Genomic DNA, 22,089 nt, shown 5'->3' with positions numbered 1-22,089 from the left:
GGGCCCTGAGCTACAGCGAGCCCCGCTCGACCACCGTGCCGGTGACCACCTGCACCGGGTCGGCCGGCATCTCGCCCGACTCGATCATCTCCAGGAGCATCGACACCGCGATGCGTCCCATCTCACGCTGCGGCGCATCGAAGGTGGTGATCCCGGCACCGAGCAGCCGGTACCACTCCGGGTCGTCGAAGGCAGCGACGGCGACGTCACCGGGGATGCTGAGCCCGCGCTCCCCCAGCACCTGGGCGACGCCGGCCATCAGCCGGGGGGACGCCACGATCATCGCGTCCGGCGGCGGGTTGCCGTCCGCCCGGTCGAGGAGGTCCTGCATCATGAGACGTCCCGACTCGGCGGTGTAGGCACCGGAGAAGTAGCGCACGCGCGCGTCCGTGCCGTCCACCGCCTGCAGTACCCCGGCGGCGCGTGCCCGTGTCGTCGACATCGCCGGGTCGCCGAACAGCACCGCGATGTCGCGGTAGCCGCGGGCCACGACGAGCTCGGCGAGGCGCCGGAAACCGTCCTCGTCGTCACAGAGCACGCACGGCACCCCCTCGCCCAGCCCGGACCGGTTGAACTGCACCAACGGCAGGTCCGTCGTGGCGGACGCACCGACCACGGGAACCTGGATGATGCCCGCGACCTGCTGCTGTTCCAGGGACGTCACCAGGGCGTCCTGCCCGGCGGCGGTGGCGTCGGCGACGGTGATCATCTGGTAGCCGGCGTCCGCAAGGGCGTCGTGGATGGTGTCCAGTGCCTCGGTGTAGTACTCGTTGCCCAGGTCAGGAAGAACGAGGCCGACGAAGGTGGTGCGCTGGCGGCGCAACGCGCGCCCCAGCATGTTGGGCACGTAGCCCAGCTCTTCTGCGGCGGCCTGCACCCGCTGGCGGGTCTCCGGGGCGACCGACCCCTCACCCGACAGGCTGCGCGAGGCGGTGCCGTAACCCACGCCGGCGCGCTCGGCGACGGCCTTCAGGGACGGACGTGGTGTCTGCGACGTCATGACAGATCACCAGATCCCGACGAGGTTCATCCAGGCGCCACCGACCACGATCCAGATGGCCAGGGAGACCACACCGGCGATCAGGCCGACACGCCACCACTGGGCGACCGTGTTGTACTTCGTGCCGAAGAACGTCGGGGAGGCTCCGCCCGCGTAGTGCGTCAGCGACTGGAACAGGTTCGAGCAGTAGCCCAGGATCAGCGCGGCCAGCAGCGGCGGGGCGCCGAGGGACAGCGCCGCCCCCAGGAAGGCGATGTACATCGCGGAGATGTGCGCCGTCGCCGAGGCGAAGAAGTAGTGGGCGAAGAAGTAGATCACGATGAGCAGGACCAGGGCCGGCAGCCAGCCCATCGAGCCGAGGGAACCGGCGATGAGGTCGGAGATCCAGTCGATGAAGCCGTAGGCCGACAGGGTCGTCGCCATCATGTAGAGCACGGCGAACCAGGTCATCGTGTCCCACGCGGCCTTCTCGCGGATGATGTCCTCCCAGGTCAGAACCTGGAAGATCATGAGGATGATCACGCCGAGGAAGGCAGTGGTCGTAGCGGAGATGCCGAGCACCAGGTCGCCGACCGTCCACAGCAGCAGCAGGACGAGGAACGTACCGGCCAGCACCTTCTCGCCGTAGGACATCGGGCCGAGGGCGTCGAGCTCGTTGCGCGCCATCTCCTTGACCTTCGGGGTCTTCTTCAGCTCCGGCGGGTAGACCACGTAGATCACCAGCGGGATCACGATCAGGGCCGTGATGCCCGGGACGATCGCGCCGAGCGCCCAGGTCGCCCAGGAGATCTCCACGCCCTGCTGTGCCGCGAGCGAGGCGATCAGGGGGTTACCGGCCATGGCCGTGAGGAACATGGCGCAGGTGATCGAGTTCGCGTTCGAGGAGACCAGGGACAGGAAGGAACCTGCACGCCGGGCCGTGGGGCCGGGCTCGGAGTCGTAGGTCTTGGCCACCGAGGTCATGATCGGGGCCATGATTCCGCCGCCACGGGCCGTGGCAGACGGGATGGCCGGGGACATCACCAGGTCGGCGAGGCTGAGGCCGTAGCCGACACCGAGCATGCGCCCGCCGAACTTCGAGACGAAGAACAGGGCGATACGACGTCCGAACCCGGTCTTGATGAACCCGCGCGACAGCAGGAACGCCATGACGATCAGCCAGATCGTGGCGTTGCTGAAGCCCACCAGGGCGAAGGGCGCGGACGGGTCGTCGCTGTTCGGCGCCAGGGGCACCAATCCGAGCAGGACGGCGGCGACCATGCCGATGAGGGTGACGGCACCCATCGGCATCGGCGCCATGATGATGCAGACGATCGTGGCGACGAAGAGGCCGAACATGCGCCAGGCCTCGTCGGTGAGCTCAGCCGGGTGGGGGCTGAACCAGAAGATGGCCGTGATCAGGATCGGGATCCCGAAGCCGATGAGGATCGACTTCCAGTGGGACGCCGGCGGGGCGTCGACCCGTGGGTGTTCCTGTGTTGCTGCTGCTGTCGTGGTTGACATGTCGCAGAAATCCTTTGTGCGATGCGGTTCGGATGGTCCCGCTGTCCTCGTTGTCCACCGGTGTGTGGATTCGATTCCAACGCGTTAATGGAATCGTATCCATCCGGTCCCTGCGCGGGCAAGACATGGGCGTGTGATTTTTAGACGTTGCTCTTCGTATAGTGACCTGCATTACCCCGGGGGTGAGCGCGGAGGGGAACTCAGTCCAATACTCGCTCAATCTTCTTTTTATCTGTGTACTATCTTCTCAAGTCTCCACGCTCAGGGAGGGACTCTCCACCACCCCACGCATCCACTCACGAAGAAGAGAGTCAACCATGGCCATCGACCAGGCGATCAGCGCACTCGCGACAAAGGTCCGCGAGCTCAAGCCCATCATCGAGACCGAAGAGTCGACGAAGACCGCGTTCATCATCCCCTTCATCAGCAATGTCCTCGGATACGACGTCACCGACCCCCGCGAGGTCATCCCGGAGTACACCGCCGACATCGGCAAGAAGAAGGGCGAGAAGGTCGACTTCGCGATCAAGTCAGGCGACGACTTCCGGTTCCTCATCGAATGCAAGAAGATCGGTGAGCCACTCGACCTCAGCCATGCCACACAGCTCGTCCGGTACTTCAACGTCACCGACACCGAGTTCGCCATCCTCACCAACGGTGAGGTCTACCAGTTCTACGCCCAGCTCGACGCGGTGAACCGCATGGACGAGAAACCGTTCATGACCCTCGACCTCTCGTCGGTCGACGCGAGAATCTTCCCCCACCTCGAGATGTGCACCAAGACCCAGTTCGACTCTGAGACGATCGCCGCAAGCGCCGAGGAACTCAAGTACGTCTCCGAACTGCGCAAGACCATCGCCGCAGAACTCAGGGAACCGTCGACGGACTGGGTGAAGATTCTCGCCGCCCGAGTCACCTCGCGCCGCATGACCGCAGCGAACCTGGATCTCTTCACCCGTCTCGCGGCGACGGCCGCGGGCCAGTACCTTCGCGATGAAACCAACCGACGGCTACGATCCGCCCAGGACTTCGAGGATCCCCGTTCAGCGGTCGCCGTGCCCGTGGAAGGACCGGAAGACCAGCCGGAACCTGAACCCGTCTCGGAGGACGGCATCGTCACCACCGAAGAAGAACGCCACGCCCACAGCATCATCCGCGCCATCTGCTGCTCCGATGTCTCGGCCACCGACATCACCATGCGCGACGCCAAGTCCTACTACGCGATCCTCTTCCAGGACAACAACCGTAAGCCCATCGCCCGCCTCCTCTTTGACAGGAAGGTCCCCCGGATCGTCCTGTTCGACGAGAACAAGGCAGAGACCCCGCACGACCTGAACTCCATCGACGGAATCTACGAGCATGCAGATCACCTCCGTGCCCGGGTCCGATCGCTGATCGCCAGCTGACCGGAAGGAGACGACAGAGTGCCTGACCAACCCTGGAACCCCACGAATCGCCCGTCTCTGCCGCAGAAGGCCGTTCTGCAGAACAAGTCGGCGGCCACCGCCCCTCCCAGCTACAGGGCGCCCTTCGACGCCTTCCAGTTGTGGGGCGTTGTCTCCGCCATCATATTCGTGGTCGCTGGCCTCATCGCGGTGATTGCGGTCGCCGATGCGCGAACGTCCCAAGACCTGGCCATCGGAATCGTCGCAGCCATCTTCGCTACCGGCGGTTTTACCGGAATCATCCTGTCCCGCATCGGCACCCAGCTACGACGATGCGGAGCACGCTGATGCGGACGCGGACCAGGCAGAGCCTTCTCGGGGTACTGATGCTCGGGCCCCTCGCCCTTGCTGGCTGTGGGGACGGGAATCAGGCGTCTCCCGCCGACTCAACGTCAGCCACCGCCTCGGCCGCCTTCACCTCTGCCACGTCCACCTCGTCCTCATCGACGAGTGCCACCAGCACCTCGCAGGACACCAGCACGCCGGCGACCCCAGAAGTCCCCGCCCTCGTAGAACCACAGGCGGAGACACCCGTCGCCGAGGCAGAGGAGTTCACGCAACCTCAGGGGATCTGGGCTCCTCCCGGGCAAGGCACCCGCTGCCCCGGGACCGACGCCTACGTATGGGACTTCGCCGACTGCAATCCCTCCAACGGCGTCATCGACCCTGAGGAGTTCTACCGGCTCATGGAGGAGAGTGAGGATCCGGACCCGTCCACCATCCCGGCATGGCAGGGTGGCACCTGTTCATACGCGGAGTGCGGTTACCCGCCGGGCGAACCGGCACCCGGCACCATGCAGGCGGAGGTGGCGGAAGGTTGCCGCTCCGGTCAACTCGTCGGCACGGGATGCGAGCAGTACCTCTGAGCCCGAGGCTCTTGAGTACCAACGAGGGGCGAAGATCGAGCGTGGGATGTTTGAATCGGCCGGTTCAAACATCCCACGCTCGATTTTCGCCCCTCTCCCCGCGGGCTTCACCCACGGCGGGGTACCAAGTTGGACCTGGGGGTGTTGAGTGGGCCAACTCAACGCTTCCAGGTCCAACTTGGTACCCGCCTCCCCTCGTCCCGCCCGGGCCGGCCCCCGACCCACCGCCGAGCACCGGGCCATGACATGGGAAAAGCCCCGCCCCGCACTCCCCCGCAGACGGGGAGGTGCAGGCCGGGGCCAGTCACAGGCCGGTCAGGGCCTAGAAGCTCAGCGCTTCTCCTTGATCTTGGCGGCCTTGCCGCGCAGGTCACGGAGGTAGTACAGCTTCGCACGACGAACCTTACCGCGGGTCAGGATGTCGAGGTGATCGATGTTCGGGGAGTGGACCGGGAAGGTACGCTCCACGCCGACGCCGAAGGAAACCTTGCGGACCGTGAAGGTCTCGCGGATGCCGGAGTTCTGGCGACGGATGACCACGCCACGGAACACCTGGACACGGCTCTTGGCGCCCTCGATGACCTTGACGTGGACGTCGACGGTGTCGCCGGGACGGAAGTCGGGGATGTCGCTACGCAGCTGTGCGGCGTCGACCTTGTCGAGATAGTGCATGTTGTTTCCTTGCTTTGTCTTCGATCGGACAGAGGACCCACGACCTGCCCCGGGAGGCGGTACGCGTTCGTGCCCACACCATTGAATTTTGACGCGCGAGCACCCCGCATCACGGGGCGGATTCACGCAACCCGGCCATTATGCCAGCGTCAGGCCCTAGCGGCCAAACCCGGCCCGCTTGAGTGCGTCGGCCATGGAGCCCGAGGCGTTGGACGACTTCTGGTTGCCGCCTCCCTTGCCGCCACGGCCACCGTTGCCGCCGTTGTCCCGGCCGCCCTTGTGCGCCTGTCCGGGCTTCTTCCCGCCGCCGTTGCCGCGGCCACCGCCGTTGCCGCGCCCGCCACGGTCACCACGACCACCGTCACCGCGTCCACCGCCGTTGCCGCCGTTGCCTCCACCGCGTCGGGCCGGCTCACCCGGCTCGTCCTGCAGGCGCAGGCTCAGGCCGATGCGCTGGCGGTCGACGTCGACCTCCATGACCTTGACCTTCACGACCTGCCCGGAGCTGACCACGTCGTGCGGGTCGGAGACGAACTTGTCCGACATCGCCGACACGTGCACCAGCCCGTCCTGGTGCACGCCCAGGTCGACGAAGGCACCGAAGGCGGCGACGTTGGTCACCGTGCCCTCCAGCACCATGCCGGGGCTCAGGTCGGAGAGCTTCTCGATGCCCTCGGCCAGCGAGGCGGTGCGGAACTCCGGGCGCGGGTCGCGTCCCGGCTTGTCGAGCTCGGCGATCACGTCGGTGACCGTGGGCACGCCGAAGGTGTCGTCGGCGAAGTCGCGCGGGTTGAATTTGCCGAGCACCGCGGTGTTGCCGACCAGGTCGGTGACGGCCACGCCGGTGGCCTCGGTGATGCGTCGCACCAGCGGGTAGGCCTCGGGGTGCACCGCCGAGGCGTCCAGCGGGTCGGTGGCGCCGTGAATCCGCAGGAATCCGGCGCACTGCTCGAAGGCCTTCGGCCCGAGCCGTGAGACGTCCTTGAGCTGTCGGCGGGTGGCGAAGGCACCGTTGTCCTCGCGGTGGCGCACGATGTTGTCGGCGATGGTGGCGTTGACCCCGGCCACGCGGCGCAGCAGCGGCACGGAGGCGGTGTTGACGTCCACGCCCACCGAGTTCACCGCGTCCTCCACCACGGAGTCCAGGCCGGACGCCAGCAGCGCCTGGTTCACGTCGTGCTGGTACTGCCCCACCCCGATCGACTTCGGGTCGATCTTCACGAGCTCCGCCAGCGGGTCCTGCAGGCGACGCGCGATCGAGACCGCGCCGCGCAGCGCGACGTCCATGTCGGGGAACTCCTCGGCGGCGAGCTCGGAGGCGGAGTAGACCGAAGCACCGGACTCGCTGACCATCACCGGCGTCGGACGCGCCCCGGTGGCGTCCGCCACGGTGGCCGAGATCTCGCGGGCGAGCTTCTCGGTCTCGCGCGAGGCGGTGCCGTTGCCCACCGCCATGAGCTCCACGTTGTGCTTGGCGCACAGCGTGGCCAGGGAGGACGCCGCGGCGTCCCACCGGTTCTGCGGCTTGTGCGGGTAGACCACCGCGGTGTCGAGCACCTTGCCGGTCTGGTCGATGACCGCGCACTTCACGCCGTGGGCGTAGCCGGGGTCCAGGCCGATGGTGGCGCGCTGACCGGCGGGGGCGGCCAGAAGCAGGTCGCGCAGGTTGCGGGAGAACACGTCCACGGCAGCCTCGTCGGCGCGCTCCTTGAGGCGCATGCGCACGTCCACGCCGGACGAGACCTGCAGCTTGGTGCGCCACCCGAAGCGGGCGCACTCGGCGCGGAAGCCGTCCGCGGCGTCGCCACGGGGCTCCAGGCCACGGGCCAGGGCGATCATGCCCTGGTAGACCTCGTCGTCGCCGGCGTCGAGGTTGAGCTGCAGCACGCCCTCGGACTCCCCGCGCAGCAGTGCCAGGATGCGGTGGCTGGGCAGACTGGTGAAGGACTCGGAGAACTCGAAGTAGTCGCGGTACTTCTGCGCCTCGGTGGAGTTCTCCTTGCCCGCGGCGACCCCGGCGGTCATCGTCCCGGTGCTGAAGTAGCGTTCACGGACCTCACCGACCAGGTCGGCGTCGGTGGAGATCTCCTCGAGCACGATGGCACGCGCACCGGCGAGCACGGCCTTGGCGTCGGTGAAGCCCTCGGTGACGAAACCGGCGGCCAGCTCGGAGGGGTCGGTGGTGCAGTCGCCGAGCAGGGAGTCGACGAGCGGCTCGAGGCCGGCCTCGCGTGCGATCGTGGCCTTGGTACGGCGGGTGGACTTGAACGGGAGGTACAGGTCCTCCAGGCGGGCCTTGGTCTCGCAGCCGACGATCAGGTCGCGCAACTCGTCGGTCAGCTTGCCCTGTTCGTCGATGGCGGCGAGCACGGTCTGCTTGCGCTCCTCGAGTTCACGCAGGTAGCGCAGCCGGGACTCCAGGTCGCGCAGCTGGGTGTCGTCCAGCCCGCCGGTCACCTCCTTGCGGTAGCGGGCGATGAACGGGACGGTGTTGCCCTCGTCCAGCAGACCGACGGTGGCGACCACCTGGGACTCGTCGACCCCGAGTTCCCGGGCGAGGGTCGCGGTGATCGTGGAGGTGTGTGTTCCTGCGTTGTTTCGGACGCTCATTCGGACGATCGTAGCGTGGACGTCTGCCCGAACCAGAGTCCGGGCGTCCCGTCCGGTGCCGGCGGCAGACAACCGGCCACCGAGGCGGTGACGTCAGCGGTCCCCGGAGCCTCCCCCTGCCAGTTCGCCGACACGGTGAGGCGGTGAACCTGCTCGCTGATCGCGGGACTGTCGAAGCGTTGCTGGTACTCGGCGAGCAGCATGTTGTCCGGCTCGCAGGCGGACTCGATACCGGTCAACTCCACCTCCACCTGGCCCGCGCCACGCCGGGCGAGGACGCTGCGCACCGCCTCGCCGACCTCAGACCCCAGTTCAGGGCGCAGCAGGACGTTCATGTCGGTCCACGTGCCGTGTGCTGTCATGTCCGCCATCCTAACCACCCCCAATCAGAACGCGGGGAACTCCTGGGTCGCCACCCGCGGCGGCTGGCCGCGGTGCTGCTCATAGAGTTCGCGCTCCTTGAGGTCGTCGTCCACGGCACCGTCGACGACCTCCCGCAGCCGGTGGATGGTCACCGTGGAGCGCGGGATCAACGACCCCGAACCCGAGGAGGTGATCAGCCGGTGCGGGCTGGCGATGAGCCAGTCGGCGACCGAGACCTCCACCGCCCGGTCCGCCGACGGGCAGTAGGCCGACTCGACCTCCGGATAACGCCGACGCCACGGGTTGTCCTCCGTTACCGGCGGAACCGGGTCCCCGCACCCCTCCTCACCTGGATTCCCACCGTCGGCATCTTCCCCGTCATCCTCGCATCCGCGCAGGTCACGTTCGCGTTGCAGCTCGGCCTCCTGCTCCTCGATGTGGGCACGCAGCCCGGCGTGCCGGTCGAGTCGACGCCACACGGCGTCCATGTGGTCCAGCGTCATCCGCCCGTCCTCCATCGCCGCCCAGTACATCTCCGGCATCCGCCACGACAGTTCGGTGGCGTGCCGGAACCGCGCGGCGTAGGCGGCGCCGCGGGTGCGCACCATCTCCGAGATCGCCGCGCGCTCGGCCGCCGAGCGTCCCCGCATCCCGCTCTGTGCCATCCGGAGTTCCATCCGGTTGAACGGGTAGACGGTGAGTTCCTCGACCGACGGACTGTTCACCGGTTCGGTGACTGGCATGGTGTTCCTCCCCCTCGCACATGGCCGGCAGTTGTCCGGCCCTCGCCGCGAACACTAACCCCCGCCGCCGTCCCCGCCCGGCGCCCACCGCGCATCCGCCCAGGACGCTGTGGACAACCCCACCCCTGGGGAGAACTACTCCCCCAACACGCTGCGGTCGCGGGCGTCCAGGCCGCCGTCCTGCCCCAGGGCGTCGATCAGTTCGGGACGCACCGCCGCGGTCCTGCTCAACGCCTGGTCGCGGCGCCACCGGTCCACCTTCGCGTGGTCGCCGGACAGCAGCACGTCCGGCACCTCCAGGTCCCGCCACACCCGCGGTTTGGTGTAGCTCGGCCCCTCCAGCAGGCCGTCCTGGAAGGAGTCCTCCTCATGACTGCGCCGGTTGCCCAGCACCCCGGGGATCAGGCGCACCACGGCCTCGGCCATCACCAGCACGGCGACCTCGCCGCCGATGAGCACGTAGTCGCCGAGGGACACCTCCTCGACGCGGTAGCGGTTGGCCGCGTCGTCGAAGACGCGCTGGTCGATGCCCTCGTAGCGTCCGCAGGCGAAGACCAGCCGGTCCTCGGACGCCCAGCGCTCGGCGGTCTGCTGGGTGAACGGCGCACCCGCCGGGGTGGGCACCACCAGCACGGGACGGTCATCGGACGCCCCAGCGTCCGTCGCAGCGTCCGTCTCGCTTTCGGGGTCGTCGGACGCCGCGGCGTCCGGCGCCGTTCCGGGTACGTGGGCCTGCGCGCTGCGCAGGCTCTCACCGACGGCGGCGGGGCCGGTGAGGGCGGCGACGTCGTCCAACGCCGGGCCCCACACCGTGGGTTTCATGACCATGCCGGGGCCGCCGCCGTAGGGGGTGTCGTCGACGGCCTTGTGCACGTCGTGGGTCCAGGCGCGCAGGTCGTGGACGCCGACCTCGAGGATCCCACGCTCGATCGCCCGCCCCAGCAAGGCATGCCGCAGCGGGTCGAGGTACTCCGGGAAGATGGTGACGACGTCCAGGCGCATGGGGGTTGATCCTACCCGAGCTCCAGCAGGCCCTCCGGCGGGGTCAGCACCAGCGCCCCGTTGTCCAGGTCCACGATCGGCACGATGGCGTGCCGGAAGGGCACCAGGATCGTCGACCCCGCGGTCGACAGGGACGACTCGGCGTCGACGTCGACCTCCAGCAGTGTGCCGGCGGGCCCGTGGACGACACCGCTGACCTCGCCGATGTCGACGGGCTCGGGCTCCACGCCGTCGTAGGCGCGGGCGTTGGCGGTGTCCTCGTCGACCTGGCCGCAGTCGAGCACGCGCAGGCCCACGAGCTGGTGGTCGTAGTAGCCGTCGTCCCCCTCGTCGAGCACCGGATCGCCGAAGAAGCGCAGACCGCGCAGGGTCTCGGCCTCGGTGCGGTCGGCGACCTCGGCGACGGTGACCAGGAGCCGCCCCTGGTGCGGACGCGCCGCGGTGACGGTGAGCGTGCGCTCCACCCCGCGGTTGCGTCCGGTGAGGACGGCGCCGACGGCGAAGCGTCCCCCCGGGTCGTCCGTGGTCGCGTCGACCACGAGTTCCCCGCGCACGCCGTGCGGCTTGATGACCCGTCCGATCTGGAGCTGTTCAGTGCCTGACATGGAGGTCAGGATACCGTACCTGCCCCGCCTAACGGGTGCCGGCGGGTGCCGGCCAGATCATCGACTAGATGATCCCCTGTGCGGCCATCGCGTCGGCGACCTTGCGGAAGCCGGCGATGTTCGCGCCCACCACGTAGTCACCCTCCATGCCGTACTCCTCGGCGGTCTTCGCCGTGGTGCGGAAGATGTTGCCCATGATGTCGCGCAGACGCTTGTCCGTGTAGTCGAAGGACCAGGAGTCACGCGAGGCGTTCTGCTGCATCTCCAGGGCGGACGTCGCCACACCGCCGGCGTTGGCGGCCTTGCCCGGGGCGAAGTCGATCTTGCGCATGGAGAAGACCTGCACCGCATCGTGGGTGCAGGGCATGTTCGCACCCTCGGCGACGTACTTCACGCCGTTGTCGGCGAGCAGCTCGGCGGAGGCGCCGTCCAGCTCGTTCTGCGTGGCGCACGGCAGCGCCACGTCCGCCTCGACCTCCCAGACGTTGCCGCCCTTGTGGAAGGACGCGCCCTTGGCCTCCTTGGCGTAGTCGGCCACGCGCAGGCGACGGACCTCCTTGATGTCCTTGAGCAGCTCGACGTCCACGCCGTCCGGGGTGGAGACGTAGCCCGAGGAGTCGGAGAAGGCGACCACGTTGGCGCCGAGCTCCTGTGCCTTCTCGATGGCGTAGATCGCCACGTTGCCCGAGCCGGACACGATGACCTGGGCGTTGTGGAGACGCTCGCCGCGGGCGGCCATCATCTCCTGGGTGAAGTACACCGCGCCGTAGCCGGTGGCCTCGGTACGCACCAGCGAACCACCCCACTGCAGGCCCTTGCCGGTCAGGGTGCCGGACTCGTGGCGGCCGGCCATACGACGGTACTGGCCGAAGAGGTAGCCGATCTCGCGGCCACCGACTCCGATGTCGCCGGCGGGCACGTCGATCTTGTCGCCGATGTGGCGGCCGAGCTCGGTCATGAACGACTGGCAGAACCGCATGATCTCCAGGTCGCTGCGACCCTTGGGATCGAAGTCGGAGCCGCCCTTGCCGCCGCCGATGGGCAGGCCGGTCAGCGAGTTCTTGAAGATCTGCTCGAAGCCGAGGAACTTGATGATGCCCAGGTTCACCGACGGGTGGAAACGCAGCCCACCCTTGTACGGCCCGAGCACGGAGTTGAACTGCACGCGGAAGCCACGGTTGACGTGGACGTTGCCCTGGTCGTCGACCCACGGGACCCGGAAGATGATCTGGCGCTCCGGCTCGGTCAGCCGCTGGATCAGGCCCATGTCCGCGTAGTGGGGGTCCTTACGCAGAACGTGGGTCAGGCTGTCGAGAACCTCGGAGACCGCCTGGTGGAACTCCGGCTCACCTGCGTTGCGCTGGAGGATCTGCTCGTAATAGGTCTTGACTGTGGCATCGACGTCCATCGTGCTCCCTTCGGTGAAATCTTCTTTACCTGGGATATTTTACCTGCCGGACACAGTCGATTTAACAACCTCGCCACACAAGTGACCCATGACACACATTCTGACCTGGTTTGTTTCGTCCACGGCCAGCGCAGGAAATGGTGGCGAAACATTGGAGAAACCTGCTGCGGACGCTCCCCGGGCGCCCTGACCACCCCCGTGACCCACCCCTGTCGCTGATGCCGGCAGCACCATCGCACAGACCGGAGGTCGCACCAACGGTGCCCGGACCGCGCCCGGACACGAAAAAACGCCGCCTCCACCGTGTGCACGGTGGAGGCGGCGTCCGACTGGCCCGCCGAGGGCCTCTACGAGGCCCGGCGGGGAGACGGGAGTCCTACTCGGACTCGGCGGCCTCGGCGTCGTCAGCCTTCTCGGCTTCCTTCTCAGCGGCCTTGTCTGCAGCCTCAGCCTCGGCGGCAGCCTTGGCCTCGGCCTCTTCCTTGGCCTTGCGCTTCTTCTCGGTGATGGCCTCGGCGGTGGGTGCGTCGGCAGCCTCGGCGAGAGCGGCGTTGAAGAGGTCCAGCTTGGAGGTCTTCTCCGGCTGGGGCTTCAGGGTGCCCTCGGAGCCCGGGAGACCCTTGTGGGCCTGCCAGTCACCGGTGACCTTCAGCAGGGCGAGGACCGGCTCGGTCGGCTGGGCGCCGACGGACAGCCAGTGGCGGGCACGCTCGGAGTCGATCTTGATGACGGACGGCTCGGCCTTCGGCTCGTAGATGCCGATGTTCTCGATGACCTTGCCGGAGCGGGGGGTGCGGGCGTCGGCGATGACCACGCGGTAGTGCGGGGTACGGATCTTGCCGAGGCGCTGGAGCTTGATCTTGACGGACATGGTGGTCCTCTTTCCTGTTGACGGTCACCGGGCAGTACGGTCACCCGCTCCCCCACGCCTCCCACGACGGTGGGGACCTCTGGGGTCACGGGCCGGTTCAACCCTTGGATTTATCCTGCGCGTGACCACCGGACGACCGGGGTCGTGATCGGTGTTACGCAGACTGCTCGACACTACAGTGCGGTAGATCAGCCGGACAAATCCGCAGGACGCCCCTGCCGGCCCGGCCCGGCCAGCCGGCGCGCGCCTTACGGAAGGAGGCGCCTAGCGCCCCTTGCCGAAGTCGAGGTTGTCCATGTCGATGTTCTCGAAGCCCTCCGGCATCTGCTGCTGCATCTTCTTCAGGTCGGCCATCGACGGCATGCCGCCGCCACCGGGCATCCCCGGCATGCCACCCATGCCCGGCATCCCGGGCATCCCCTGCGGCATCTGCGGCTGCGACGGGCCCTTCTTCGCGGGCTTGCGCTTGCCGTTCTTGCCCTTTCGTCCCTTGGGCTTCTTCTTCGTCGCCGAGCGGCCCATGCCGCCACCGCCCATGCCGAACTGGCCGGCCATCTTGCCCATCATCTTCTTCGCCTCGTGGAAGCGGCTGACGAGCTGGTTGATGTCGGCGACGGTGACACCGGAACCGGCGGCGATGCGCTTACGGCGCGAGGCGTTGAGGATGTTCGGGTTCTCGCGCTCGGCCGGGGTCATGCCGCGGATGATGGCCTGGATCCGGTCGAGCTGCTTCTCGTCGACCATGTCGGCCATGTCGTTCATCTGCTTGCCGCCGGGCAGCATCTTGAGCACGTTGCCCAGCGGACCCATCCTGCGGATCATCAGCATCTGGTCGAGGAAGTCCTCGAGCGTGAGCTCCCCGGAAGCCATGCGGGCGGCGGAGTCCTCCGCCTTGCGCTGGTCCATGACCTGCTCGGCCTGCTCGATGAGGCTGAGCACGTCGCCCATGCCCAGAATGCGGTTGGCCATGCGGTCCGGGTGGAAGACGTCGAAGTCCTCGAGCTTCTCACCGGTGGAGGCGTACATGATCGGCTTGCCGGTGACCTCACGGATCGACAGTGCGGCACCACCACGGGCGTCGCCGTCGAGCTTGGTGAGTACCACGCCGGTAAAATCCACGCCGTCGCGGAAGGCCTCGGCGGTGGTGACGGCGTCCTGGCCGATCATCGAGTCGATGACGAACAGGACCTCGTCGGGGTTGACCGCGTCGCGGATGTTGCGCGCCTGGGTCATCAGGGTCTCGTCGATGCCGAGACGGCCGGCGGTATCGATGATGACCACGTCGTGCTTGGTGCGCCCGGCCTCCTCGATACCGGCCTGGGCCACGGCGACGGGGTCACCGTGGCTGGTGCCCATCTCGTGGTCCAGGGAGTCCAGGGAGGTGCCGGGGTCCGGTGCGAAGGTGGGGACCTCGGCGCGCTCGCCGACGATCTGCAGCTGTTGCACCGCACCGGGACGCTGCAGGTCACAGGCCACGAGCATGGGCGTGTGGCCCTGCTTGGCCAGGTGCTTGGCGAGTTTTCCGGCCAGGGTGGTCTTACCGGCACCCTGCAGGCCGGCGAGCATGATCACCGTGGGCGGGTTCTTGGCCAGGTTCAGGCGCCGGGTCTCCCCGCCGAGGATGTTCTGCAGTTCCTCGTTGACGATCTTGATGACCTGCTGCGCAGGGTTGAGCGCCTCGGAGACGACCACGCCGTTGGCGCGCTCCTTGACCCGCTTGATGAAGGCGCGCACGACGGGGAGGGAGACGTCGGCCTCCAGCAACGCCAGGCGGATCTCACGCGCGGTGGCGTTGATGTCCGCCTCGGTCAGCCTGCCTTTTCCGCGCAGGCCCTTGAGGGCGCCGGACAGGCGATCGGACAAGGACTCAAACACTGTGGAACTACTCCCTTACGCAATGGCTTCTGACCCCACCACCGTACCCGGTGTGTGCGGACCTTCCTACTCACCCCCGAAAACGACGCAGGACGCACCGGGTGCGCAGGACGCCCCGCGGCCGGCGGGCCGTGGGGCGTCCGGTGCGTCCGGTGCGTCCTAACTCTTCTGGTGCGCCTCGTCGGCGAGGTCGTTGGCCCGGTGGGCGTCGCCCTGGGCGGAGTCGAAGTCGTCGACCTCCTCGAAGTCCTCCTCGTCGGAGTAGGAGTAGGCGGACTCGGCGTGCTGGGTGGTGTCGATGCCGGCGGACTCGTCGTCGCCGGAGATCCTCCAGCCCATGGTGTACTTCAGCGCCAGGCCGATGACGGCGGTGACGACGGTGCAGAAGACCACGGCGACCAGGGCGATGACGATCTGGACGATGAACAGCTTGAAGCCGTCCGCGCCACCACCGGTGAGCAGGCCACGGTCGGTGGCCAGCAGGCCGATGCCCATCGTGCCCCAGATACCGGCGACCAGGTGGACGCCGACGACGTCCAGGGAGTCGTCGAACTTGAAGCGGAACTTCAGGCCCACGCCGACGGCGGCCAGGGCGCCGCCGATCGCGCCGAGGATGATGGCGGTGACCGGGGTCAGGTCACCGGCGGCCGGGGTGACCGACACCAGGCCGGCGACGACACCGGACGCGGCACCCAGCGAGGTGGTGTGGCCGTCGCGCAGACGCTCCACGAGCAGCCAGCCGAGCATCGCCGCACAGGTGGCGGCGGTGGTGTTGAGCCACGCCAGGCCGGCCTCGCCGTTGGCACCGAAGGCGGAGCCGCCGTTGAACCCGAACCAGCCGAACCACAACAGGGCCGCGCCGAGCATGACCAGCGGCAGGTTGTGGGGGCGCGAGCCCTCCTTCATGAAGGTGCGCGAGCGCCCGATGATCAGGGCAAGCACCAGGGCCGCCACACCGGCGTTGATGTGCACCACGGTGCCGCCGGCGAAGTCGATCGGGGCGATCGCGGCCACGTTTTCGCCGTCCTCGGTGACGGTGCCGAACATCATCGCGGCCAGGCCGTCCTCGCCGTCGGAGAGCAGTCCGCCGCCCCAGACCATGTGGGCCATCGGGAAGTAGGCCAGCGTGGCCCAGATCCCGGCGAAGACCATCCAGGTCGAGAACTTCACGCGGTTGGCCAGCGAGCCGGAGATGATCGCCACGGTGATCACCGCGAAGGTCAGCTGGAAGCCGATGTCGATCACGTTGGCGTACCCCTCGGCGCCGGCGATGTAGTTGCCGTTCGCGTCGGTGACCGAGTCCTTCAGACCGAAGAACTCGAAGGGGTTGGAGAACAGTCCCCCCACGGTCTCGGTGCCGTAGGACATCGACCAGCCCCACAGCACGTAGATCACGCCGATCAGCCCCAGCGTGCCGAAGGACATCATCATCATGTTCAGGGCGGACTTCTGACGCGACATTCCGCCGTAGAACAGTGCCAGTGCCGGCGTCATCAGCAGCACCAGTGCGGCGGACATCAGCATCCAGGCCGAGTCGCCTGTGGCTGCCGCCATTTCCTCGGGTGTCATTTCGGGGGACTCCTCAGGGTTGCGTGGGGGTTGTCTCCGGCCAGTAGCGCCGGTGTCTCACCCTGAGTAGTTAAGTGCCCCGATGTTTCGTCTGTTCATGCCGGATGATTTCGTGTGCATGAAAAACACCGCCGCAAGATTACGGCGGTGTTTCAGTGGTGCGGTTCCAGGCCTGGGTTTAGCCCAGCAGAGCGTCCACGAAGCCCTCGACCTCGAACGGGGCGAGGTCGTCGGCGCCCTCGCCCAGGCCGACGAGCTTGACCGGCACGCCAAGCTCCTCCTGCACCTGGAAGACGATGCCTCCCTTGGCGGTGCCGTCCAGCTTGGTCAGGGCGACACCGGAGATGTCGACGACGTCACGGAACATGCGTGCCTGGACCAGTCCGTTCTGGCCCACGGTGGCGTCGAGCACGAGGATGACCTCGTCGACCTTGGCCTTCTTCTCGACGACCCGCTTGACCTTGCCGAGCTGGTCCATCAGGCCCACGGAGGTGTGCAGACGTCCGGCGGTGTCGACCAGGACGACGTCGATGCCGTCGTCCACACCCTTGGCCACGGCGTCGAAGGCGACGGACGCCGGGTCCGCACCCTCCTTGCCGCGCACGGTCTTCGCCCCGACGCGGCGTCCCCAGGTCTCCAGCTGGTCGGCGGCGGCGGCACGGAAGGTGTCCGCCGCGCCCAGCAGGACGGAGTGGCCCATGCCAACGAGCACGCGGGAGAGCTTGCCGGTGGTGGTGGTCTTGCCGGTGCCGTTGACACCGACGACCATGATCACCGCGGGCTTGCCCTCGTAGGGCATGGCGTGGATCGAGCGGTCGAGACCGGGCTTGCAGGCGTCAATGAGGCAGGAGCGCAGCAGGGCGCGGGCCTCCTCCTCGCTGGAGACACCCTGGTTGGAGATCCGGCCCCGCAGATCCTCGACCACGGCGAGGGTGGTCTTGGTGCCGAGGTCCGCCATGATCAGCGTGTCCTCGATCTCCTCCCAGGCGTCCTCGTCGAGGTCACCGGCGGACAGGATGCCGAGGACACCACGTCCGATGACGTTCTGCGACTTGGAGAGGTTGCCGCGCAGACGACCGATACGTCCCTCGACCGGGGCGATCTCCTCCACGGGCTCCGGAGTCGGCTCAGGCTCGGGTTCCAGTTCGGGCTCGGGCTCCGGCTCCGGCTCGGGTTCCGGTTCAGGCTCCGGCGTGGGCTCCACGACGGGTGCGGGAGTCGGCTCCGGTTCGGGGACGGGCTCCTGCTCGACCTCCGGCTCCTCAGCAGGCTCAGCGTCGACCTCCGGCTCCGCTTCGGGCTCAGGCGTCGGCTCCGGCTCAGGGGTTGCCTCAGGCTCAGGCGCGGGTGCAGGCTCGGGTGTCGGCTCCGGCTCGGGTGCAGGCTCGGGCTCGGGTGCGGGCTCGGGCTCGGGTGCGGGCTCGGGCTCGGGTGCGGGCTGCGCGACCGGCGGCGTCGGGGCGGTCGGCGGCTCCTTGTCCCCGCCGAGTTCCTGACCCGGGAGAACCTCAGGCTCCTTCTCCGCCACCCCGGCGGCGCTACCGGCGCTGAAGTTGAATCCACCCTGCGCCTGGTAGTTGCCGGAGGTCGGCTTCTTCTCCTCGATCTCCGACTTCTTCTCGAAGGAGATCTCCTTCTGCTTGCCCCGACGGATGCCGAGGACGATCAGCAGGGCGACGATGACAATGACCGCGACGGCGGCTATGACTATCCAGATAATCGGGTCCATGTCACCAGTGAACCAAACGACCGCCGCCCCGTGTGCCGCAGGGCGTGGATTTCTTCCCCAGTGCCCTCTTCTCCCCGCCGCCGTCCACCAATTCAGGACGACACCTTGACCCCTCAGGTCGCCGAGGCCCCTCCTCAACGACCTGAGGGCTCAAGGTGCGGCACCTTGAGCCCTCAGGACGCCTCGGGCCCCGGTGCTACTCGCTGATGATGGAGTCGATCGCGGCGTCAGCGGCGTCAGCAGCACCATCCTCAGCCGAAGCCTCAACCTCATCCTCCACCTCGTCAGGCCCGAACACGCCGAGCACCATCGCGTCGGCCGCGACGAGGTCACCGGTCACGAGGTCAGGCACGATGCGCGCGATCTCCGCCCAGCCCGGGTACGCCGAGGACAGCTGCCCGGTCGAACCCAACCGTCCGTGGGCGTGCATGCGCGCGGCGATCGCCAGGATCATGCTGATCACCGGGGTCAGCGCCCACCGGTTGTCCGGGTTGTCGGTGTCCACGTTGTCGAGCTTGTCGAAGCGCACGCGCGCGGAGGTGTACAGCTGCCGGTTCGTCTGGCGGATCCGGCGCAGCAGCGCCAGCGCCACGCGCAGCAGACCCGGGTCGGCGAGCACCTGGCCGAGTTCCTCACGGTGGCGGAAGGTCTCGAACACGGCGATCAGCCGCGAGTTCTCCTCCGACAGCGCACCGGGCACGACCTGCGAGCCGGCGAAGAAGGTCGACAGCACGGCCTCCTGCTGCTCCGGGGACAGCTGCGCGATCTGCACGGTGGTGGCGTCGATGCAGGACGTCTCCAGCGTGGCGTCGCGTCCGGTCTCCACGGTCTGCGACAGCGGTGTGCCGCCGATGCCGGAGAGCCGGCGTCCGATCTCGCGGCGGGCCATGGTGTCGTCGTCGTCGGTGGCGGCGAGTTCGCCGAGGATCTCCAGCGCGGCGATCCAGGCCACGCCGGGCCGCGGGTCCGGGGAGGTGGAACGCAGTGAGGCGTGCACCAGCCCGGACAGGATGAACTGCGCCGGACGGTCGGAGGACGGCACCAGCGAGCGCGACATCGCGCGCAGGGCCTCGCGCGGGTGGCGCGCCAGGGCGGCGTGCATCGCGGCACTGGCGTCCGCGGTGGCCTCCCCGGTCAGCCAGCCGGCCAGCACGTCCCACAGCACGGTGAGCACGTCGGTGTCCTCGGGCAGTTCGTCGGACGCCCCGGCGAGGTAGGCGGCGAGCTGCGTCCAGGGGCCGCCGTCGTCCGGACGGGCGTGGCCGGGGACGTCGACGCGCAGGGCGCCGGGGCCGGGGGACGCCGCGGGGTGCAGCGGGCTGAAGCGGTCCCGGTTGTGGAACTGCACGCTCAGCGCACCGGCGTCGGTCAGCTCGGCGGGCAGTTCGGCGACACCGTCGGTGAAGCTCAGCACGCGGGCGGACATCCAGGGTGCGGTCAGCGACCACACCCACGCCGGGGAGTCGACCTTCGGCGACACGCTCAGGCTGCCGCGGGTGCCGTCGCCTTGCGGGGCGGTGTAGGTCAGGGTGCGGTCCTCGGCGGGACGCATCGTCACCAGGCGCACACTGTGGCTGCGTCCGTCGGCGACGAACTCCAGCTCGCAGGAGCCCTCGGTGAGCAGCGGCAGCGAGGCACGCACCGACGACAGCGACACCGACCAGGTCACCTGGTCCACCGTGCCCAGGCGCAGGGTGCGCACCGGGGCACCGTGACGGTCACGGATGACCAGTCGAGGGGACTCCACCGGCATGCCCGGACGGATCCGGAAGCGCGCGGCGGAGTTGATCTCCACGGCCGGGGCCACGAGCGACTCGGTGCGCCACATCGGGTCCTCACCGATCAGCGGCAGCTGGAAGCGCAGCCGCGGCGGCTCCACGACCAGCGGCAGGGCGTCGCCGGCATCGGTCTCGGCGATGACCTGGACGGACTTCTCCTCGGTCTTCACGTCCACGGTGCGCGGGATGAACAGCTGCTTGTCACCCTGGAACAGCGAGACGGTCACCGGGGTCAGCCCGGCGACCAGGCCCAGCCGCGGGCTGGCGGGGGCCTCGATGTCCAGGCCCTCGACGATGGCGAACTCGTGACGGAAGGACTCGTTGCGCGGGCCGCGCAGGCGCACCAGGTACTCCCCGACCCACGGGGTCTCGTAGGCCTCGGGGTCGAAGACGTCGAACATGCCGCCCTCGGCGGGCACCTCCAGCGGCTCCTCCTCGGTGACCTCCTCGCCGGTCTCGTCCGGGCCGGCCCAGGAGCTCACCGACAGGAACCAGATCTCCGGCGCACCGGAGACGGTGGCCGGGAACACGGCCTGCAGGCTCGACGAGTGCACGGGCAGTCCGCCGACGGTGCGGATCGCCGGCAGCACGTTCTCCGGCTCGCGGAACCACACGCGCTGGCGGGCGTCCACGCACCGTACCGTGCCCATCGCCGGACGTGCCACGCCCGGACGGTCGATGAGCAGTGCGGTGGCCTCGGACAGGTCAAGGTCGCGGATGACCCAGCCGTCCCACGCCTTGACCTGCCACTCGCCCAGCACCGGGATGGTGCGGTCGGCCACCGGGTCCACCGCGGTGGAGTCCTGGGGGCAGACCACGAGCACACGCGAGTGGTGCAGGGAGACACGGTCGGTGAGGTCCTTGCCGCGGCGGGTGAAGACCATGACCGGGTCGGCGTCGTCGACGACGGGCAGCACCCAGGACTCGCCGTGGGTCAGGTCGCGCACGCCGATCTCACGCACCGGACGGCGCACCGGCAGGTCCAGCGTCTCGGTGACCGGACGCCCCGGGGCGTCGGAGCGACGCGTGCGGAAACCGGCCGGCCGGCCGTCGACGTCCACGTGCCAGCGCACCTCGTCGACAGGGTCGACAGGGTCGACGGAGTCGACGGAATCGTCGGAGTCGCCGGGATCCTCCAGCGGCTGCTCGGGAAGACGCAGCACCACGCGCTGCCGGGCCAGGTCGATGGCCAGGCGCGGGCGGTCCTCACGGGTACCCACGCCCACGCGGTGGCGTCGGGCCGTGGTGCCGGAGGGACGCTCACGCAGTTCCTCGACGACGTCCTCGAGCACCAGCGGCGCGACCGCGGCGTCCTGCCCGGCCTCAGACCGGGCCTCCGTCACGGAGTTGACCCAGTGGTCGGGGTGCTCGGCGGCGAGCTGCACCACACGCACCACCGGGGCGATCAGCCGCTCGGCGAGCGCGGGCAGCGCGGCACACAACGGGCCGGCCTGCAATGACTCCTCGGCGAGCACGGCGACCACGGCGGCGGCCTCCTCGGCCGGGGTCGCCAGGGCCTCGCCGGCCAGCCGGCGGGTGTCGATGAGCTCGATGAGCTCGGGCACCCAGTCGGTGGCGATGCCCACGTGGGCGAACAGGCGCCCCAGGTCCCCGTCGGAGCCGGCGGCCGCGGCGTCCACCGGGTCCAGGCCCGCGCGGGTGAGGATCTCGGCGTAGTCGATCAGCGAGACCCGCTCCGGAGTCGGCTCGATCCCCAGGCCGGTCCAGAACTCCGACTCCAGCTCGCCGACCACGTTGAGCCTGGCGGCGCGGAAGATCAGGGTGGAGGCGGTCAGCGCGGGGCAGGTGCGCAGCAGCGCGTCCTCCCCCGCGCCGGCACGGATCTGGCGGGAGAGGAACTCCCCGTAGAAGATGGTGAGGCGTTCAAGCTCGTCACCGGTGATGTCCAGGTCGACGAACACGGCGGGGTCCCCGCTGAGTTCGCCGAGACGTCGGGCGAGTTCTATCTCCGTGCTGGACGCCCAGGCGAGGAGATTGTCGGAGAGATCGGCGATGGGGCTGTCTGCAGGAGTCGGGGTGTTGCTCACGT

Annotated in this window: 17 protein-coding genes; 2 read left to right on the top strand and 15 right to left on the bottom strand. The window is 68.6% G+C overall.

The annotated features are described in order from the left end of the window. Nucleotides 1-10 precede the first annotated feature (10 nt). Both ACT3UN_RS00580 and ACT3UN_RS00575 read right to left on the bottom strand, forming a co-directional pair. A complete protein-coding gene (locus ACT3UN_RS00580; protein ID WP_301443648.1) occupies nucleotides 11-1,000 on the bottom strand; it encodes a LacI family DNA-binding transcriptional regulator in 990 nt (329 codons plus the stop codon). Nucleotides 1,001-1,006: 6 nt separating this feature from the next. Then, nucleotides 1,007-2,503, bottom strand: coding sequence for an anion permease (locus tag ACT3UN_RS00575; protein WP_301443649.1), 1,497 nt, complete (start codon nucleotides 2,501-2,503; stop codon nucleotides 1,007-1,009). A gap of 317 nt (nucleotides 2,504-2,820) precedes the next feature. Here ACT3UN_RS00575 and ACT3UN_RS00570 point away from each other — a divergent pair, with 317 nt between their 5' ends. Next, entirely contained in the window at nucleotides 2,821-3,909 is a 1,089-nt protein-coding gene (locus tag ACT3UN_RS00570) for a type I restriction enzyme HsdR N-terminal domain-containing protein (protein WP_444655745.1), read from the top strand. Between the two features lie 18 nt (nucleotides 3,910-3,927). Continuing rightward, complete coding sequence (locus ACT3UN_RS00565; RefSeq protein WP_301443651.1) at nucleotides 3,928-4,236, top strand: hypothetical protein; 309 nt, start codon at nucleotides 3,928-3,930, stop codon at nucleotides 4,234-4,236. A gap of 79 nt (nucleotides 4,237-4,315) precedes the next feature. On the opposite strand, the gene ACT3UN_RS00560 is transcribed toward ACT3UN_RS00565, so the two are convergent. The 13 genes from ACT3UN_RS00560 to ACT3UN_RS00500 all read right to left on the bottom strand — a co-directional run bounded on the left by ACT3UN_RS00560 (nucleotide 4,316) and on the right by ACT3UN_RS00500 (nucleotide 22,087). Next, nucleotides 4,316-4,504 (bottom strand): hypothetical protein, encoded by a 189-nt coding sequence (locus ACT3UN_RS00560; protein ID WP_444626843.1) that lies wholly within the window; start codon nucleotides 4,502-4,504, stop codon nucleotides 4,316-4,318. 640 nt (nucleotides 4,505-5,144) lie between these two features. Continuing rightward, complete coding sequence (rplS, locus tag ACT3UN_RS00555; RefSeq protein ID WP_301443798.1) at nucleotides 5,145-5,486, bottom strand: 50S ribosomal protein L19; 342 nt, start codon at nucleotides 5,484-5,486, stop codon at nucleotides 5,145-5,147. Between the two features lie 156 nt (nucleotides 5,487-5,642). Beyond that, nucleotides 5,643-8,096, bottom strand: coding sequence for a Tex family protein (locus ACT3UN_RS00550; RefSeq protein ID WP_441579531.1), 2,454 nt, complete (start codon nucleotides 8,094-8,096; stop codon nucleotides 5,643-5,645). After that, nucleotides 8,093-8,458, bottom strand: coding sequence for a hypothetical protein (locus ACT3UN_RS00545; RefSeq protein WP_301443800.1), 366 nt, complete (start codon nucleotides 8,456-8,458; stop codon nucleotides 8,093-8,095). The genes ACT3UN_RS00550 and ACT3UN_RS00545 overlap by 4 nt, the downstream gene beginning before the upstream one ends. Nucleotides 8,459-8,482: 24 nt before the next feature. Then, a complete protein-coding gene (locus ACT3UN_RS00540; RefSeq protein WP_444655743.1) occupies nucleotides 8,483-9,202 on the bottom strand; it encodes a hypothetical protein in 720 nt (239 codons plus the stop codon). Nucleotides 9,203-9,337: 135 nt separating this feature from the next. After that, nucleotides 9,338-10,204: a tRNA (guanosine(37)-N1)-methyltransferase TrmD gene (trmD, locus tag ACT3UN_RS00535; protein WP_441579530.1), complete on the bottom strand. Its 867-nt coding sequence runs from the start codon at nucleotides 10,202-10,204 to the stop codon at nucleotides 9,338-9,340. A gap of 11 nt (nucleotides 10,205-10,215) precedes the next feature. After that, nucleotides 10,216-10,809 (bottom strand): ribosome maturation factor RimM, encoded by a 594-nt coding sequence (locus ACT3UN_RS00530; protein WP_301444166.1) that lies wholly within the window; start codon nucleotides 10,807-10,809, stop codon nucleotides 10,216-10,218. Nucleotides 10,810-10,873: 64 nt separating this feature from the next. Next, on the bottom strand, nucleotides 10,874-12,217 hold the full coding sequence (gdhA, locus tag ACT3UN_RS00525) for an NADP-specific glutamate dehydrogenase (RefSeq protein WP_444655741.1): 1,344 nt from the start codon (nucleotides 12,215-12,217) through the stop codon (nucleotides 10,874-10,876). A 376-nt stretch (nucleotides 12,218-12,593) separates the two neighbouring features. Further along, nucleotides 12,594-13,088, bottom strand: a complete 495-nt coding sequence (rpsP, locus tag ACT3UN_RS00520; protein WP_441579528.1) for a 30S ribosomal protein S16 — start codon at nucleotides 13,086-13,088, stop codon at nucleotides 12,594-12,596. Nucleotides 13,089-13,352: 264 nt separating this feature from the next. Then, nucleotides 13,353-14,963: a signal recognition particle protein gene (gene ffh, locus ACT3UN_RS00515; protein ID WP_301441837.1), complete on the bottom strand. Its 1,611-nt coding sequence runs from the start codon at nucleotides 14,961-14,963 to the stop codon at nucleotides 13,353-13,355. Between the two features lie 159 nt (nucleotides 14,964-15,122). Next, entirely contained in the window at nucleotides 15,123-16,532 is a 1,410-nt protein-coding gene (locus tag ACT3UN_RS00510) for an ammonium transporter (protein ID WP_301441838.1), read from the bottom strand. A 178-nt stretch (nucleotides 16,533-16,710) separates the two neighbouring features. Further along, complete coding sequence (gene ftsY / locus ACT3UN_RS00505; RefSeq protein WP_444655739.1) at nucleotides 16,711-18,261, bottom strand: signal recognition particle-docking protein FtsY; 1,551 nt, start codon at nucleotides 18,259-18,261, stop codon at nucleotides 16,711-16,713. A gap of 196 nt (nucleotides 18,262-18,457) precedes the next feature. Next, nucleotides 18,458-22,087 carry a hypothetical protein gene (locus ACT3UN_RS00500; RefSeq protein ID WP_301441840.1) on the bottom strand — a complete coding sequence of 1,210 codons (3,630 nt, stop codon included), beginning with the start codon at nucleotides 22,085-22,087 and terminating at the stop codon, nucleotides 18,458-18,460. Between the last annotated feature and the right edge of the window lie 2 nt (nucleotides 22,088-22,089).

It is taken from the genome of Corynebacterium sp. AOP12-C2-36, assembly GCF_052379185.1.
Classification (GTDB): domain Bacteria; phylum Actinomycetota; class Actinomycetes; order Mycobacteriales; family Mycobacteriaceae; genus Corynebacterium.
The sequence above is the reverse complement of the archived record's forward strand: the minus strand, read 5'-3'. Positions and strand labels throughout refer to the sequence as shown.

Coding starts and splice junctions, on each gene's coding strand:
- ACT3UN_RS00580 (WP_301443648.1), bottom strand. CDS start 1,000: ATGACGTCGCAGACACCACGTCCGTCCCTGAAGGCCGTCGCCGAGCGC.
- rplS (WP_301443798.1), bottom strand. CDS start 5,486: ATGCACTATCTCGACAAGGTCGACGCCGCACAGCTGCGTAGCGACATC.
- ACT3UN_RS00570 (WP_444655745.1), top strand. CDS start 2,821: ATGGCCATCGACCAGGCGATCAGCGCACTCGCGACAAAGGTCCGCGAG.
- rpsP (WP_441579528.1), bottom strand. CDS start 13,088: ATGTCCGTCAAGATCAAGCTCCAGCGCCTCGGCAAGATCCGTACCCCG.
- trmD (WP_441579530.1), bottom strand. CDS start 10,204: ATGCGCCTGGACGTCGTCACCATCTTCCCGGAGTACCTCGACCCGCTG.
- ACT3UN_RS00510 (WP_301441838.1), bottom strand. CDS start 16,532: ATGACACCCGAGGAAATGGCGGCAGCCACAGGCGACTCGGCCTGGATG.
- ftsY (WP_444655739.1), bottom strand. CDS start 18,261: ATGGACCCGATTATCTGGATAGTCATAGCCGCCGTCGCGGTCATTGTC.
- ACT3UN_RS00545 (WP_301443800.1), bottom strand. CDS start 8,458: ATGACAGCACACGGCACGTGGACCGACATGAACGTCCTGCTGCGCCCT.
- ACT3UN_RS00550 (WP_441579531.1), bottom strand. CDS start 8,096: ATGAGCGTCCGAAACAACGCAGGAACACACACCTCCACGATCACCGCG.
- ACT3UN_RS00575 (WP_301443649.1), bottom strand. CDS start 2,503: ATGTCAACCACGACAGCAGCAGCAACACAGGAACACCCACGGGTCGAC.
- gdhA (WP_444655741.1), bottom strand. CDS start 12,217: ATGGACGTCGATGCCACAGTCAAGACCTATTACGAGCAGATCCTCCAG.
- ACT3UN_RS00540 (WP_444655743.1), bottom strand. CDS start 9,202: ATGCCAGTCACCGAACCGGTGAACAGTCCGTCGGTCGAGGAACTCACC.
- ACT3UN_RS00530 (WP_301444166.1), bottom strand. CDS start 10,809: ATGTCAGGCACTGAACAGCTCCAGATCGGACGGGTCATCAAGCCGCAC.